This window comes from Paenibacillus forsythiae T98 (assembly GCF_000520735.1).
In the GTDB taxonomy this organism is placed as follows: Bacteria; Bacillota; Bacilli; order Paenibacillales; family Paenibacillaceae; genus Paenibacillus_AQ; species Paenibacillus_AQ forsythiae.
Genome location: NZ_ASSC01000657.1, coordinates 1 through 16655, shown reverse-complemented (window position 1 = coordinate 16655; position 16655 = coordinate 1). Strand labels below are relative to the sequence as shown.

The 16655-nt window shown below is 53.4% G+C and carries 16 protein-coding genes; 1 reads left to right on the top strand and 15 read right to left on the bottom strand.

The annotated features are described in order from the left end of the window. The 15 genes from L692_RS0120445 to rpsF form a co-directional block, all read right to left on the bottom strand. Positions 1 to 955: adenylosuccinate synthase (locus L692_RS0120445; protein WP_025701901.1), on the bottom strand; the 955-nt coding region annotated here is incomplete at its 3' end. Between the two features lie 212 nt (positions 956 to 1167). Further along, a complete protein-coding gene (gene dnaB / locus L692_RS0120440) occupies positions 1168 to 2529 on the bottom strand; it encodes a replicative DNA helicase (protein WP_025701900.1) in 1362 nt (453 codons plus the stop codon). Between the two features lies 1 nt (position 2530). Next, the gene (gene rplI, locus L692_RS0120435) at positions 2531 to 2977 is read right to left on the bottom strand and encodes a 50S ribosomal protein L9 (RefSeq protein ID WP_025701899.1); all 447 of its coding nucleotides are present in this window, start codon (positions 2975 to 2977) and stop codon (positions 2531 to 2533) included. Continuing rightward, complete coding sequence (locus L692_RS0120430; RefSeq protein WP_025701898.1) at positions 2974 to 4980, bottom strand: DHH family phosphoesterase; 2007 nt, start codon at positions 4978 to 4980, stop codon at positions 2974 to 2976. Before L692_RS0120430 ends, rplI begins: the two co-directional genes overlap by 4 nt. A gap of 11 nt (positions 4981 to 4991) precedes the next feature. Then, positions 4992 to 5909: a DUF2232 domain-containing protein gene (locus tag L692_RS0120425; protein WP_025701897.1), complete on the bottom strand. Its 918-nt coding sequence runs from the start codon at positions 5907 to 5909 to the stop codon at positions 4992 to 4994. A 6-nt stretch (positions 5910 to 5915) separates the two neighbouring features. Beyond that, positions 5916 to 6218 carry a MazG-like family protein gene (locus tag L692_RS0120420; RefSeq protein WP_025701896.1) on the bottom strand — a complete coding sequence of 101 codons (303 nt, stop codon included), beginning with the start codon at positions 6216 to 6218 and terminating at the stop codon, positions 5916 to 5918. A gap of 172 nt (positions 6219 to 6390) precedes the next feature. Beyond that, the gene (locus tag L692_RS0120410) at positions 6391 to 6816 is read right to left on the bottom strand and encodes a CBS domain-containing protein (protein ID WP_025701895.1); all 426 of its coding nucleotides are present in this window, start codon (positions 6814 to 6816) and stop codon (positions 6391 to 6393) included. A 173-nt stretch (positions 6817 to 6989) separates the two neighbouring features. Beyond that, complete coding sequence (locus L692_RS0120405) at positions 6990 to 8024, bottom strand: LCP family protein (protein ID WP_025701894.1); 1035 nt, start codon at positions 8022 to 8024, stop codon at positions 6990 to 6992. 291 nt (positions 8025 to 8315) lie between these two features. After that, positions 8316 to 9188: an ABC transporter permease gene (locus L692_RS0120400; protein ID WP_025701893.1), complete on the bottom strand. Its 873-nt coding sequence runs from the start codon at positions 9186 to 9188 to the stop codon at positions 8316 to 8318. After that, positions 9185 to 10165 carry an ABC transporter permease gene (locus L692_RS0120395; protein WP_025701892.1) on the bottom strand — a complete coding sequence of 327 codons (981 nt, stop codon included), beginning with the start codon at positions 10163 to 10165 and terminating at the stop codon, positions 9185 to 9187. The genes L692_RS0120400 and L692_RS0120395 overlap by 4 nt, the downstream gene beginning before the upstream one ends. A gap of 15 nt (positions 10166 to 10180) precedes the next feature. Further along, positions 10181 to 11914, bottom strand: a complete 1734-nt coding sequence (opp4A, locus tag L692_RS0120390; protein WP_025701891.1) for an oligopeptide ABC transporter substrate-binding protein — start codon at positions 11912 to 11914, stop codon at positions 10181 to 10183. Positions 11915 to 12089: 175 nt separating this feature from the next. Beyond that, positions 12090 to 14054, bottom strand: coding sequence for an endonuclease MutS2 (locus tag L692_RS0120385; protein ID WP_025701890.1), 1965 nt, complete (start codon positions 14052 to 14054; stop codon positions 12090 to 12092). 621 nt (positions 14055 to 14675) lie between these two features. Beyond that, complete coding sequence (gene rpsR / locus L692_RS0120380) at positions 14676 to 14948, bottom strand: 30S ribosomal protein S18 (RefSeq protein ID WP_025692516.1); 273 nt, start codon at positions 14946 to 14948, stop codon at positions 14676 to 14678. 21 nt (positions 14949 to 14969) lie between these two features. Then, positions 14970 to 15464, bottom strand: a complete 495-nt coding sequence (gene ssb / locus L692_RS0120375; RefSeq protein ID WP_025701889.1) for a single-stranded DNA-binding protein — start codon at positions 15462 to 15464, stop codon at positions 14970 to 14972. A 50-nt stretch (positions 15465 to 15514) separates the two neighbouring features. Further along, positions 15515 to 15799 carry a 30S ribosomal protein S6 gene (gene rpsF / locus L692_RS0120370; RefSeq protein ID WP_025701888.1) on the bottom strand — a complete coding sequence of 95 codons (285 nt, stop codon included), beginning with the start codon at positions 15797 to 15799 and terminating at the stop codon, positions 15515 to 15517. Positions 15800 to 16018: 219 nt separating this feature from the next. Between rpsF and L692_RS0120365 the strand changes: the two genes are divergently transcribed. Further along, complete coding sequence (locus L692_RS0120365) at positions 16019 to 16216, top strand: YjzC family protein (RefSeq protein WP_025701887.1); 198 nt, start codon at positions 16019 to 16021, stop codon at positions 16214 to 16216. Positions 16217 to 16655: the final 439 nt, after the last annotated feature.

The window sequence follows — 16655 nt, the reverse complement described above, 5'->3', positions numbered from 1 at the left end:
GGCGGGCATGGCGGACAACGACGCTGTCGAACCAGCCGACACGGCGCGGTCGTCCGGTAACGGTGCCGTACTCATGGCCGGTCTCACGGATCAAGTCGCCGATTTCGTCATTCAGCTCGGTCGGGAACGGACCGTCGCCGACACGCGTCGTATACGATTTGGCTACCCCGATAACCTGCTTGATCTTCGAAGGCCCTACACCGGAGCCGATGCAGACACCGCCCGCAGACGGATTGGAGGACGTTACGAACGGATACGTCCCTTGGTCGATATCGAGCATGACGCCTTGGGCGCCTTCGAACAGCACCTTGTTATCCGCGTCGATGGCGTCGTTCAGTACGACCGAGGTGTCCGTCACATAGCGGCGCAGCACTTCGGCATACTCCAGATACTGCTTCAACGTCTCCTCCACATCCAGCAGCTCTCCGCCGTACACCTGCGTAATGACCTGATTCTTCTCGTTCATCAAATGACGCAGCTTGAGCTCGAATTCTTCGGCATCCATCAGATCAGCAATCCGAATGCCATTGCGGGCCGCTTTATCCATATAAGCCGGGCCGATTCCCTTACGGGTCGTGCCGATCTTGTTCGGGCCTTTGCGGTCTTCCTCAAGCGCGTCCAGCACCATATGATAAGGCATGATGACATGGGCGCGGTCGCTGATGACCAGGTTGTCCGTATCGAATCCATTCTCGTGGATATAATTGATTTCTTCAATCAGGGCGGCCGGGTTGATTACCATGCCGTTGCCGATGACACAAGTCTTTTCTTTATAGAAGACGCCCGACGGAATCAGGCTGAGCTTGAATTTCTTCCCGTCAATCAGAATCGTGTGGCCGGCATTGTTGCCCCCCTGATAACGGGCGACCACATCTGCGCTCTCTGCCAGAAAGTCCGTGATTTTGCCTTTGCCTTCGTCTCCCCATTGTGTTCCCACAACGACTACCGTTGACATGTTCATTCCTCCGTAGGTGCTGCTTCAAGCACCATTATTTTTCTTATAGGGCCTTATTATATCGCTATGTACGCAGCCCTGACGGACGCTTTAGACAGTTTAATCCGCTAAAGCACAATTATCAGTGTACCAGCCGTCTTTTTTAAAGTCAAACAAAAACGAACGATTGCACAAGAAAATGTACAATCGTTCGGAAACTGTCATGATTACCCCTAGCCCGCAAATGGTTCGGAGTGAGCGCGCTCGTAGTTGACGAACTTGTTGAAATTTTTCAGAAATACCAGCTCCACTGTGCCGACAGGGCCGTTACGCTGCTTGGCGATAATAATCTCAATAATGTTCTTCTTCTCGGTCTCCTGATTGTAATAATCATCCCGGTACAGAAACGCGACAATATCGGCGTCCTGCTCGATTGAGCCCGATTCCCGAAGGTCCGACATCATCGGCCGTTTGTCCTGGCGCTGCTCCACGCCGCGACTGAGCTGGGACAAGGCGATTACCGGCACATCCAGCTCCCGCGCGATCTGCTTGAGCGTCCGCGAAATATCCGATACCTCCTGCTGGCGGTTCTCTCCGCCCTTGCCGCGCCCCTGAATCAGCTGGAGATAGTCGATGACGATCATGCCCAGCCCTTTTTCCTTCTTGAGCCTCCGGCACTTGGCCCGGATATCGGCGACGGTTACGCCCGGCGTGTCGTCAATATAGATTTCCGACTCCGACAGGGAGGCAATGCCCATCGTCAGCTTCGACCAGTCATCGTCGCTCTTGAAGTCCCCGGTGCGCATAATGTTCGCATCCAGATTCGCCTCGGCGCAGATCATCCGCTGCACAAGCTGGGCGGCCGACATTTCGAGACTGAAGATGGCCACCGTCTCCCTCGCGCGCACCGCCACATTCTGGGCGATGTTCAGCGCAAAGGCCGTCTTGCCGACGGACGGGCGGGCGGCGACAATAATGAGGTCGTTGCGCTGGAAGCCGTTGGTCATCCGGTCAAGGTCCGCGAAGCCGGAAGGAATGCCGGACGTGCCTCCTTTATTCTGGTGAAGCATCTCCACCCGGTCAAAGACCTCCATCAGCACATCGCGGATCGCGATGAACCCGCTGCCGCTGCGCCGGTTCGAGATCTCCAGAATGCGCCGCTCCGCGTCGCTCAGCATGTCGGCGACATCCTCGCCGCCGGTATAGCCTTCGCTTACGATCTGCGTGGCGGTCCGAATAAGTCTGCGCAGCATCGCTTTCTCTTCAATGATCTGCGCGTAATAATCCACATTTGCCGCTGTAGGAACGGCATGAGCGAGCTTGGCCAGATAGCTGACTCCGCCGATCGTCTCAAGCTCTCCTTTATCCTGAAGCTTGGCTGTCAGGGTAACCAAATCGATCGGCTGGTTCTCTTCTCCGAGCTGTATCATCGCCTCAAAGATCATTTGATGCGGCTTGTCGTAGAAATCTTCGGTGCTCACCCGCTCCATGGCGGCAATCAGCGCTTCATCCTGCAGCAAGATAGCGCCGATGACTGCCTGCTCCGCTTCCAGATTCTGCGGGGGAACCCGATCGAAAAAGAGATCTCCGCCCATGCTACTCCTCCGTTACCTGAACCTTCAGCACCGCCTTGACTTCCGTATGCAATTTAACCTGAACCTGCGTCGTTCCCAAGTGGCGGATCGGTTCATCCAGCTCGATTTTGCGCTTGTCGACGGTAATCCCGCTCTCCTTCGCCAGCGCTTCGGCAATCTGCTTGCTCGTAATGGCGCCGAACAGCCGGCCGCCTTCTCCCGCTTTCGCTTTCATCGTAAGCGCAAGTCCGCCGAGCTTCTCTCCAAGCTGCTGCGCTTCCTCTTTCTCCTGTTCCTTGCGGCGCTGCTCGGCAGCCGCCTGATTCTCCAGCGTCTTCATATTCCCATCGGTTGCCGGGCGGGCCATGCCCCGCGGCAGCAGGAAGTTGGTCGCGTAGCCTTCCGATACTTCCTTGATTTGGCCCTTCTTGCCCTGACCTTTAACGTCTTTAATGAATATTACCTTCATTCGAACAGACCCTCTTTCGCTTCGATTTCCGCCAGCACCTCCAGCAGTCTGGCCTCTGCTTCCTTACTTGTTCCTTCAAGCTGTACGGCCGCATTGGTCAAATGTCCGCCGCCGCCCAGCTTCTCCATGACGACCTGCACATTCATCCGTCCCAGCGAACGGGCGCTGATGCCGATCAGGCCGTCCGGACGCTCGCTGATTACAAAGGAGGCGAGCACATTCGTCATTCCCAGCAGCGTATCCGCCGTCTGGGCGATCAGGAGCTGCGGTATTTTCATGCCGGGCTTCGTCACTACCAGCGCAATATGGTCATAGACCATGCGGGCGTGCTTGATAATTTCCGCTTTCGAGATATACTCCTGCAAATCCTCTTTCAGCATCCGCTGAATGAGAATGGTATCTGCGCCAAGCCTGCGCAGGAAGCCCGCCGCTTCGAACGTGCGCGACCCGGTATGAAGGGCAAAATGCTTCGTGTCCACCGTAATGCCGGCAAGCAGCATCGTCGCTTCCAGCGCGCTGAGCTTGACCTTCTCATGAATGTATTGCAAAAGCTCCGTCACCAGCTCGCAGGTGGAAGACGCATACGGCTCCAGATAGACAAGCACCGCTTCGTTGATGAATTCCTCGCCCCGCCGGTGGTGGTCTACAACAACAATCCGGCTGGCATATTGAACGAGCCGCGGCTCCATCGTCATCGAAGCCTTGTGCGTATCGACTACGATCAATAGCGTATGCTCGGTCATCACTTGCAGCGCCTGCTCGGTCGAGATAAGAGAGCTATACAGCTCTCCGTCTCTCCGGAGCTGCTCCAGCATGCGCGTTATGGACGGATTCGGCCCTTCGAGGACGATATCGGCTTCCACGTTATACATCTGAGCCGCGCGGAGCAGGCCGATGGAGGCGCCCACGGCGTCGATATCGGGATTGCGGTGGCCCATAATGATGACCCGGTCGCTCTCCTGAATCAAATCGCGCAGGGCATGGGCGATTACGCGCGCCCGCACCCGTGTGCGCTTCTCCGCCGCGTTCGTCTTGCCGCCGTAGAACGAAAGCCGCTGCCCCGCCTTGACAGCCGCCTGGTCGCCGCCTCTTCCAAGCGCCATATCAAGACTCGACTGCGCCAGCGCCCCAAGCTCGCTTGCCGACTCCGCTCCGAACGCCAGGCCGATGCTCAGCGTCATCGGCACCTTCAGATCCGCCGTCATCTCCCGCACCTCGTCCAGGATGACGAACCGGCTCTCTTCCAGCGCCTGCAGGCTGCGGTAATTCAGCAGCATCATATAACGCTCCGAGGAAAGACGGCGCAGATAGACCTCGAACTGTTTGGCCCAATCGGTGATTTCGCTCGTTACCTTCGCAATGAGCGAGGTTCGCTGCTGATCGTCCATTCCCTGCGCGGCCTCATCAAGATTATCCATCAGCAGGATGCCCAGCGCCAGCTTCTCTTCCTCGTACCGCTGCCGCAGGTCAATCAGCTCGGTAATTTCATACAAATAGAGCAGCCTCTCGCTTGGGATAACGACAGTCTGGTAATAGCGCTCGTCAATTTTGATTTCCGCGCGAAGCTCCTTCTGAACGCCTTCCTTACCCGCTTCCCGTTTCACAGAAGGCCCGCCGCCAGCCATCGGCACCACATCCGGCAACAGCTCCTGGAGCGGCTCATTCACCAGCGATTTGCGCGCAAAAACATTCCCGGCATAGCGGTTGTTCCACTCCACCGAGCGGTCCTCGCCGTAAAGAATAATGCCCAGCGGCAGCGTTCCGATCGCTTCTCCCTCCACCCGCTTGATGCGGAAAGAGAGGCCGTTAATGTATTCCACAAGGTTGCGCCGAAACGATATTTCAGCCTTGAGCATTGTAAAACACAGCGTTCCGGCCAGAAACAGGCTGACCACACCAAGGACCCAGTTATAGACGCTGACCAGGATAATAAGGACCAGCAGCAGCAAGAACGCCCAGACGGTATGATAGCCGTGCCAGCGTCTTTGCAGAAATTTTGGCATGAGCTCTCACCCTATCGTTTCGATTTGGCCACCATTTCCCGGAGCGGCACCACCAGGTCAATAATCCCGATAATCCACAGCGGCGGCAGCATAATGGCCATTATCGCCAGAATAACCGGAATCGTCTTGTTCCAGTTCCGTTCATGGGCGATAAAGAAGAAGAAACCAATCGTCTGGATTATAAAGCAAACCCGCAGCAGCGGAACCAAGTTGGCCGTAATCATTGTCATAAAGCTGTTATCCGATTTGAAGAAGAGCAGCTGGATCACCGTGGCGATTAAATAGTACCAAATGAAGGATTTGGGAATCCTCCAATCACGCGCAGGCTTCAGCTTGGGTACGGCGTATCCCATACTGTTCAGAATCGGCCGGACAATCGAGTGCGTGATTACAGTGATTACGAATGAAGACATAATCAGCGCCATCGGAATGACCTGAATGAACGCGCGGCTGTTGTTGCTGATATCCTCTGAGCTTCCTCCCAGAAAGTTCCCCATACCGAATTCCTGCATCGGGGACAGCGCCATCGTCCGCATCTCGTTCAGCACATCGTATACATAATTATACAGGTCGAACTGAAACAGAGTCTTCCCCAGAAGGAGCAGCAGCAGAAATTCTCCAAGAAGTGTAATAGTGCCGGCAAGGATCGTCGAAGAGGCTGTAGCTTTCTTCTTATATCTCCGTCCCATGACAAGCGCCGGAACAATCAGGTAAGCGGCTATCAGTATATAGACCGGGCTGATTAATCCGAGCACAAGCCATACGGGCACTATTGTTAAAATGAACTGCCTTGTATTCAGCGTAGTGAACAGCAGGGCCACCGGAATAATGATAAACAGTGTCGTGATGATGAGAAATGGGGTTGACAGGGATAACAGCAGGAGCAGGTAGGCAATACTCCAGGCCACGGATGTCCAGCGATATTTCAACAATGTTCACCTCTTACGCATATGTTCTTCTAACGCAGATATATCCTGGTACCATTCTTCCAGCTGATGGCCTTCCTGCCGGTGCTTTCTCAGCTTCTCCAGCAACGCCTCGTCCAAATCTCGGTACGAAATGCCAAGCCTGCGGCCCAGAATATAAGAGCTCATAATCAAACTCGCCAAGCTGTCGCTGACACGGGCCGTGCTGCCTTCCCACAGCGCTTTAAACAGCCGTGATACCTGATCAATGACCTCGGTCTTCAGCCATTCGATAACCTTGGCCCGCTTGGCTACATCCAAATCCTTCGGCATATTGGGCACGTCTCTCTACCTCCGGGAAAAAGCTTTATTCTCCATTATAGCATAAATGCCTATCCGCAACACGGCCCCCCACAGCCGCAGCTGTGATTCAAAAAAAGCCCGCATTCCCTTGTTTCGGAATACAGGCCGCATCACCACGTCTTCTGTACCAGGGTGATCCCGCTTACAAAGATTCCAACGATTGACGGAATACGAACTTCTCGCAATACCCGATAATTTGACTGCGGCGGACAATCCCGATGAAACGGTTCATGTCGTCAACAACCGGCACAAAATTCTGAACCTTGGCCAGATTAATCAGATCTTCCATATCCGCATCGATGGACACGGGCTTGTTGTTCATCCGCAAAGGAACATCCTTCAGCAAAAATTCCGACGCGTTGTCGAACGTGACCTTTCCGCCTGAATCCTTCATGTACCAGAGCAAATCTCCCTCTGTCACCGTACCGGCGTATTCCCCGTCTCTGCCCAGGATCGGAATGGCGGTGTATCTGTGATGCTCCATTCGTTCAAGCGTCTGCCGCAGGGTGGAATCCAGCGTAACGCAGGCCACCTCCTGCTTCGGAAGCAAAAAAAACGCAATATTCATCTTCTTGGTCCTCCTCAAAAAGTCCCCAAGGATAACGGTTCTCCCCTATCTTTCCGAAGGGGTCCTTCCAAGCAATAGTATACCATAGGAACAAGAAGCAGCAGCCGGTAACTGCTCAGGTCAGGGCTGCTGCTATAGCTTCTTGCAAGTGAACGCGCGGTTTCAAAGTTGCTTTAGTGGGCCGCCGATGTCGCCTTGGCCTTCAGCGCGTCGCCCGCTTTTCCCGGCTCGATCAATTGGTCCACCGGCGTTCCGGCATTCATCCAGTTGTCGATCATCGTCTTCGCTTCGTTCAGGTCCTCTTCATTTATAACATCATAATACACGCCGTCAATGCGGGCTCCTTCGCCCATAACGGTGAAGCTGGAAATATCCATCTCCTTGCCGCCCAGAAACTTCTTAGCCAGATCGGTAATCATCTCAGGCTTCATATCGGTCTTGAAATTCTCGCCAAGGATATTCAGCAACTCCGTTATATTGCCGATTTGGTTAAGCGACAGCATCTTGTTCGCAAGCACATCCAGAAAGACCTGCTGGCGCTTCGTGCGGTTAAAGTCGCTGTCCTCGCGGTAGCGGACATAGTTCAGCGATTCCTCGCCGTCATACAGAGATTTGCCGCCCACAATCGTAAATTTCTCATGGTCCTTGCCTTTGTTCACAATCGTCTTCTGAATCGGCAGCGGCAGTCCTCCGAGGGCGTTGACGGTATCCTTCAGACCTTGAAAGTTAATGGTCGCATAGTATTGAATCGTATGCCCCAGCAGCGCTTCCAGCGTATCCTTCGCCATCTGCTGGCCACCGAAAGCGTAAGCGTGCGTAATCTTGTCCTTCTTGTCGCCGTTATGTCCGATAATGGGGGTGTAGGTATCGCGGGGGATCGAAATAAGCAGAACTTTGTAATCCTCGGGTCTTACCACCGCGTAGATCATCGTATCGGACCTGGCCGTTTCCGTCTTTCGCTGGTCGGTGCCAAGCAGCATCACAGAGAAAGGCTCTCTCTTGTAGGCCACCGGTTCAGGCTTGACGGAATTGTCCTCGCTCTTCGTAAGCGGCTGGTAGGATTTCTGAGCCAGCGTCTCCTCCACCCTGTCCGACAGGAACAGATCGAAGGCCAGGACAGTGAGCGGCTTACGGAACAGAAATCCTCCGGCGATAATGATTAACAGAACGGTTAAGGCAATATATCGTTTTTTCCACTTTTTTCTCACAATAGATTCCTTCTTTTACAATAGAGTAGAGTGAATGGCCCTGCTATATATGGGAATGGCCGTCCGGGCAATAAATGGAGCGGTCATGGATTGGCCTTGCATGAAAGACATACCCTCCAGCGGCGCTTGACCCTGGCTTCGTTAGCGCGGTCCTCCTTTCCAGGTCGGCTTGCAGCTTATATAAAACAAGCAATATGTCTATTGTAATCACTATGAAGACAAAATGAAACAACAAAAAACTACATATTTGGTAAAAAAAGAGTCACACTTCGTCACTCAAACACTCAAAAACTAGATATGTCTCTCCTGGATGCTGATTGCCTCCTTTACCCCTTCACCGATAAAATGGATGGAAAGAATGACCCCGGTAATGAGCAGGCACGCGGGAAGCCACACCCACCACTGTCCACTGATAACTTCCGGAGAAAGCGCATCCGCCAGCATATTGCCCCAGCTGGGCTGTCCGACGGGCACACCGAAGCCGAGAAAGCTGAGACTCGCCTCCACTCCGATCATGGCCGCCGCCGTCCACATCAGATTAACGATAAAGACACCTAGCAGCCCCGGCAGCAGATGGCGCGTCAATATCCGCAGCGTCCCGGCACCCAGCGCCCTCGCAGCCAGCATATATTCATTTTCCTTCTCGGCCAGCGTCTTGGCCCGGATGACCCGGGCGAATCCGCCCCAGCCGAGCAGCCCCACCGTCCAGATCAGCGAGGGAATGCCTCCGTCCGGATCGACGCTCTTTACAACAATAACAAGAATAATGAACGGAAACGACAGAACGACGTCGGTCATCCGCATCAGCAGCGAATCCGCCGAGCCGCCAAAATAGCCGGCCAGGACCCCGACCACGGTCCCCGTACCGGCTATGATTGCGGTTACGCACAGACTGATCCATAGCGTCGCCCGGCCCCCGAATAGTAGACGGGAGACCATATCCCGCCCTCCCTTGTCGGTGCCGAGCCAATGCTCGGCGCTTGGCTCTTGGTTCAGGCTCCGCAGATTGATCTTCACCGGATCATGGGCTGTAAGCCAGGGAGCGAGCAGGCACAGCGCCAACACAGCGATAAGAAACAACAGCGAAACGACAGCCGGCCGATTGGCCGCAAACTTTCGGGCGCTGGCGCCCATAAGCGAAACAGGCGCATTCTTGTTCGTCATGATCTTCCTCCGTTGTAGCCCGCGCGTATGCGGGGATCAAGCCAGCCGTACAATATATCCGCCACAGCATTTCCGGCGACGATCATAAAGCCCGTCATTAGCGTCACCGCCATCATTACCGCATAATCCCGTCCGGAGACCGCCGCCACAAACAGCGTTCCGATACCCGGATAGGCGAACAGATTTTCGATGACTACCGAGCCGCCCAACAGTCCTCCGATATCCATGCCCAGAAAGGTAACAAGCGGAAGGAGCGAGTTGCGCAGAATATGCCTGTTATACACCGAGGATCTGGATATGCCTTTGGAGACAGCAGTTCGCACATAATTCTTGCCGCTGTTCTCCACAATTTCATTACGCAAAAACTGCGTATAAGCCGCCGTATTGAACAGCCCCAGCACAGCTGCGGGCAGCAGGGCATGAATGACCCTGTCGCCAAGCGCGGACAGTCCCCTTGAAGTTACAACCGATACCGTGCCCCCAAGCGGCACCCAATGAAGAACAACCGCAAAGATGTAGATGGCCAAGATGGCAGCAATAGAGGTCGGAATCGCGTAGGCAACATATACAGCCGTCAGGATCAGGCGGTCGAGCCGGCTTCCCGGATTGCGCCCGGCGATCATTCCAAGCGTCAAAGAAACTCCATACGTGATGAAAAGCGACAGTCCGGCCAGCAGCAGAGTTGCCGGCAGACGCTGGCCGATCAGCTCGCCGGCAGGCATTTTGTACAGAAAGGATTGCCCGAAATTGCCGGAGACCGCCTGCTTAAGCCAGCGGATATATTGAACGGCCAAGGAATCGCCGTACCCCAGCTTTTCGCGCATATCCGAAATATACCGGGGATCTTTATTGCCCGGATTCAGCCCGCCGCCAAGACCGTCCCCCGGCATTTGCTTGGCCAGAGCAAACACCAGGACAGAGATCAGCAGCAGCAGCGGCACCGCGCCGGCCAGCCTGCGAAGCGCATATGTCAGCACTATGCCCGCGCCTCCCTATTCGCCGTCTTTTATCCACCACTTGTAAGGATCGATGATATGGGTGTACGCGTTGACCTTCACTCCCTGAAGGCGCTTGTTCGCCGCGATAATCGTCTCGCGCTCCGCAAAGATCATCATCGGCACTTCTTCATTGATTAATTTCTGCCAGTCGTAATACACCTGCTTGCGGTAATCGCGGTCATACGCCTTCACGCTTACCCCTTCGCGGATCAATCGCTCGTTCTCCCTGGAGGACCACCGCGGATAGTTCCACAGGTCATTCTCCCTCCATAGTCCCGAAGGGTCCGGATCATTGGACAATCCCCAGACACCGTTGAACAGCTCCACCGACGGATCGTCCTCCTCCACCATCGTATAGAACGTGTTCATTTCCTTCAGCGCTCCGCCGTTCAGCCTGACATCGAGGCCCACCTCTCTCCAGTTCTGGAGCATAGCCTCGGTCCGCGGCTCATCGTTGACACCGCCAACCATGCTGTCGAAATGAATCACGAACTTCGCGCCCTTGGGATCTTCCCGCAAGCCATCCCCGTCCTTATCCTTATAGCCGGCTTCATCCAGCAGCTCTTTGGCCTTCCCCGGATCATACGGATACCGGTTAATTTGCTCCTCCGGAATTTTGGCCCAGCTTTCGCTGGAGATCGGCGTTTCCGCCAGCTTGCCCAGCCCATAAGAGAAGCCATCTATAATCCCTTGACGGTCCAGAGCATAATACATGGCCTGCCGCAGCCGTTTATCAGCGAACTTGGGGTTGTCCATGACGATTCTTTGCGCCTTGGCATCCCAATGCCCGAACTTGAAGCCTATATACTCGTAAGACAAATCAGGTGATTGCATCAGCTTGACATTATCCAGCTTGTTCAGACTTTCGTAGGCATCCCGCGGCGCCTGCTCGATATCAATGGCCCCCTGCTCGAACAGGCTTGCGATCATCTTGTCGTCAAATACCTTATACAGAACGCCGTCAAGAAGCGGTTTGCCTTTGTAGTAATTGTCAAAGCGGGACATTTCAACAAATTCTCCCGGCTGGATGTTCTTCACCTGGAACGGTCCGATCCCGATGGGCGCCTTGCGCACCTGATCGCTGCTTGGCATATCTTTTACCGCCACTCCTGCAAAATATCGCTCGTTCATCGGATAGGCCCACAGATTGTCAATCGTATTGACACGCGCGGTCGTTACCTTAATCTCCATCGTATAGGGATCAATAATCCGGATGCCCGATATCCTCTTCGCCTTTCCGGCGCGGTAAGCCTCGGCGCCTTCAATCATTTCCACACTGTAATAGCGCGGTCCGGTATAATCCGGATGGGCAATAACCTCCAGCGCAAATTTCCAGTCCTCTACCGTCAGTTCATCGCCATTCTGCCAACGTACGCCATGCTTTATTTTGAAAGTGAAGGTTTTATGATCCGCCGATTCCTGCCAGGTCGCAATACCGGGAGCGGTAGTGAGGTCATCCTTGACCGTGAGCAGCGGCTCCGTTATAAACTCCAGAACACGGAGATCATCTTCCCCTTCATAAAATGCCGGTTCGAACAATCCCTTAAACGGAGAAGGATAACCGTAAGTTACCGTTCCGCCTGCCTTCGTCTCGCCTTCAATGCCCGTTTGAGCGGAAGGCCCATTCCCCCCGCGATTGTCCGGAGCGCCTGCCCCGCTGCAGGCGGATACCAGCGTCATTACGAGGAGCAGTGGAGCGAGAACCCTGAGTATATATCGGTTGTTCATGTATTCAATCCCTTCTTCTAAAATGGCTGCGAACGCTTTCTCATCCAGCGGTCAATAAATAAACCATTGGTCAATTCAGAGCAAAATCATGGACGGATACCGATAATCTTTTCTTTAACAAAATTTTAAACATCATACAATGCAATATAAATTGCGTCAATATGATTTATTACTATCAATCCTTCCTCTCCTTTTCTTTGATGATCATGAGCCCTTCCACATGTTTGCGCCGCATCAAATTCCGCTTCTTACGGTTTTCTTTCGACTCCAGCACAATGTCCAGATCATAATTGTCCGGATACAGCTCATCTTTGGACAGATGCGGCTTCAAGCGTTTATGGTTAATCTGCATTTTATGCTTTTGCACCATGACGCCCACCATGCCTCTTGCATTCTGTTTCTCGTACACGATTCCCGTTCTGCCAAGCGGGCTGACATAGACCGCATCACCGATTTCAAAAGAATGCGGACGCAACGGATGCTCCTTCGTCTCTTCCTCCGCAAGGGGCTGCTCTCTTTCCGCCGTTTCAGCCGTTTCCCGGTGCTCGCTTTCCTTACTTTCCCCAGTTTCATCACTGGCCTGCCACAGCTCCATCTCTTGTCCACCCGGCTGTTCACAATGCGGGCCTCCCATTATTTGATGCGAGCGTGCAATGACTTTGGCGTCGATCCCGAGCTTCTCCGCAATTTGCAGCGCATAGCTGTGCCCCGCTACCCCTATGGTCAGCTTATAGAGCGGACGGAGCGTAACCGGGTCAAATTCCATTCGCGCATTTTGGAATTGCGGCGCCGCCGAGGCAAAAGCCTTTAACTCGTTAAAATGCGTCGTGACGATCATATGGGCCCCCTTGTGGCTCAGCTCCTCCAGAATGGCGATCGACAGCGCGATGCCCTCCCCCGGATCTGTTCCCGCCGCCAGCTCATCGATCAGCAGCAGAACATTCGGTCCCGCCGCGCGCAGCATCTCCTCGATCGCCTTCATTTGTGCGGAGAACGTGCTGAGGGACTGCGTCAGGCTCTGCCCGTCTCCGATCACACTCATCACGTTTGAAAAAACGGGAAGCTCGCTCTCCTGGTCCGCCGGAATCAAAAGCCCCGACTGGGCCATCAGCACAAGCAGCCCCACCGTCTTCAGTACAACCGTCTTCCCGCCCGTATTCGGGCCGGTAATGACCAGCGACCGATACCCCCGCCCGAACTCCACATGGATCGGCACCATCCCGGCAAGCATCGGATGTCTGGCTCCGCAGAGCCGCATTTCCCCCCGGTTGTTGAAGCTTACGGCTTCCGCCCCTATCGCGGCGGCGTATTTCCCCTTGGCAAATATAAAATCATACACGCCCGTAATTTCGATATTCAGCCGCAGCGCATCCTGCTCCCGTTCGATCAGTCCGGTCAGCATGCTTAGGATGATGCCTTCCTCCCGCGCTTCTTCGGCCGTCAGCATCTCCAGCTCCCCTTGCAGGGCGGCAACCTCCTCCGGTTCCACATACACCGTCTGTCCGCTTGTGGACTGATCGAGCACCGCCCCCTTCACCTGCTTATGATACTCACGCTTGACCGGAATCACATAGCGGCCTCCCCGCTGACTGTACAGATTCTCCTGCAAAATAGACCGGTGCCGCGACATCACGCTGTCGATTTTCTTCAGCAGCCGTTCTTTGGTCACTCTCAGCCGCTTACGCACCTTCTCCAGCCCCTTGCTCGCCTGATCGTCAATTATCCCGAACCGGATGCAGCGGTCAATCTCCGCCTTGAGCGCCTTCAGCTCCGCCAGCGAAGACGCATATGCGCCGATCCGCGGCGCAGTCCCCTTGGAAGCCATATACTTGCGCAGCTGGCCGCAGCTGTTCAGAAATACACCGACCGACGTAAAATCCTGCTCATTGAACAAATATCCCGTTCCGAGCAGCGACATTACCCACTCTATCCCTTCTAGCGAGGGAATCGGCACACTTGAACCTTTCATTAATAATTCCTTCGCCTCGGCAGTCTCTTCTATGGCCCTCTGAATCGCTGTAAGCTCAGTCATCGGCGCAAGCTCCGCAATAAGCGATCTCCCGGCATAAGAGACCGCATAGCGTCCCAGCTCTTCCTTGATCTGATGATATTCGAGCGTTTGCCAGCTTGGTAAATGCATGTTTGTTCCTCCTCATGGGTTAGGTTCATCGTCCTGAAATTCATCCGTAACGCAAAAAAGGGCAAAGAATGCCGCTGCGGCATTCCTTGCCCTAATCCTTACACTGATCCCTTGTACTGCGCATGGGGGCCAGGATAGCTCCCATGCGCCCAATAAACAAACAAAACCGTGCTGCAAGAGCACGGTTGGTTCGCTTAAGCGGGATAAACAGCCGTAAAGAGGCTATTGACGCGTCGCGTGTTCTTAACTAAATCATCCACCATGGGCATAGCACGGCCGTGTCAGCAAGACATGTGCTTATGCGCTATAGTCACGCCTAAACAAGCATGCGCTTCACTGATTGAAGCAACAACTGCTATTCTGCCTTCAGGTGATATGAAATTGCTTAGTTAAGAACGCTCACCGACATCAAAATTTCCCCTTCGCTATAGGATGGTTTAAATTTACTACATTTGGTTGATTGAGTCAATCGGCCTGCTGGGGCAGTTGCCTTGGTCCATTCTAATTGCAACCTATGGCCCTTAATGACTGAAAAAAATACACCCCCTAAAACCCATCAGGAAATATCCTAATATGGATTCTAGGGGGTGTACGTTTCAAGTAAAGATTCTGCTTTAACTACTATTCCGTAGTGTAAGGCAGAAGCGCAATTTGACGCGAACGTTTGATTGCGATTGTCAGGGCACGTTGGTATTTTGCGCTTGTGCCGGTTACACGGCGAGGCAAAATTTTACCGCGCTCGCTGATGAATTTCTTCAGCAGTTCCGTATCTTTATAGTCAATGTGAGTAATTTTGTTTACAGTGAAGAAGCATACTTTACGACGCTTGTTGCGGCCGCCGCGACGTGGAGGTCTTTTATCGTTGTCTCCGCCTTCTCTTTGTTTAAAAGCCATTGTCTTTTCAGTCCTTCCGTATTAAAATGGCAAATCATCGTCCGATATATCAATCGGTTTACCGTCGCCCGAAAAGGGGTCCTGATTATTGTTGCGCGAGAAACCGCCATTTCCGCTGTTTCCGCGTCCGCCGCCGCCGTATGAAGGTGGCTCGGGCATATTCCCTCCGCCGGATGCGTTTCCGCCCTCACGGCTCTGGGAAGACTCCAGGAACCGGACATTATCGGCAATAACCTCGGTCACGTATACACGTTTACCTTCGTTATTCTCGTAATTCCGTACTTGGATACGTCCCTCTACCGCCGTCAGCCGACCTTTGCGCAAATAATTGGCACAGGTCTCCGCCAGCTGTCTCCAGGTTACGACCGGAATGAAATCCGCTTCACGTTCGCCGCCCTGGCTTGTAAAAGGCCGGTCTACGGCAAGCGTAAACTGGGTTACGGCAACGCCGGCAGGCGTATAGCGCAGCTCAGGATCACGGGTCAATCGGCCGATCAGTATGACACGGTTCAACATCTTTGGTCCCCTCCTTGGAGCGATTTCCTTACAAAGCGAACTTCGCGCGATTAGGCAACGTCGTTCGTGATGAGATAACGAATGACTTCGTCGGAAATTTTCATCAGACGTTCCAATTCGGCAACTACTGCAGGCTCTGCATTGAAGTTAACCAGAACATAAACGCCATCACGGAATTTCTTGATCTCATACGCAAGACGCTTCTTACCCTGCACATCGTGCTTTGTAATTTCGCCGCCGCTGGAGATGATGCCTTGGAATTTTTCGACTGCTGCTTGAACGGCTTCTTGTTCAATGTCAGGACGAATAATGTACATCACTTCGTATTTGCGCATAACTTTCACCTCCTTATGGTCTAAGGCCCCTGATCATAGTCAGGAGCAAGGATCGAGCACAAACTCGAACTATAATAATATACCAAATCTGCGAATCCAATGCAAGCTCTATTCCTGTTTGTCCTGTCTGATTATGGACTTTCTCCCGTTACATGAAGCTGCGATGCAGTGTGCACAATAGAACTGCAATTCATTTTAATACGAAAAGGAGGAGACAGAATGGGCGAACAGACCGAATTTGAAGAAGGCCAAAGGGCTCCGAATCCAGGAGTCTATACAGAGGTAGGCGAGGCGCGAAGCTTTCATACGGAGATTCAGAACCCGAAGTCGATCAAACTGAAAAAGGGCGATACCTTCCCGGAAACCACAAATAAAAACCGCAAATGGAAAAAGGTCGAGAAAGCGCGCGTACATTAAATTTTTAGCGGCCATGTATAAAACAGGATGACCTGACCCATAATATAATCAGGCAGCACAAGAGAGAGGTGTGGTTCCGTTGGACAATGAAGCCCGACAAACTCACAGGAATTCTGTTGCAGCAACTAATGTTGGCCAAGGAGAGTGCTGACGGCAGAGTGTCATTAGACAGAAGCCATTGGTGTTCCTTACTCGCTTTAGCAGCTTTTTACAGAGATATTCCAAAAATCATTCAAGTGCTGCCTCCGGAAGGGCCCGAAAGGGTCCTTCTTTGCTGTGTGCGGCAAGCATTGCCTCATAAGAGAAAGTATGGCTCCCCACTCTCTGGCCTGAAATTTAAAAAATCCTCCGCCCATTGGACGAAGGATTGTTGCTAGCTATGCAAGTGGTAGTGGCGGAGAAGGTGGGATTCGAACCCACGCACGCTTTGACACGCCTA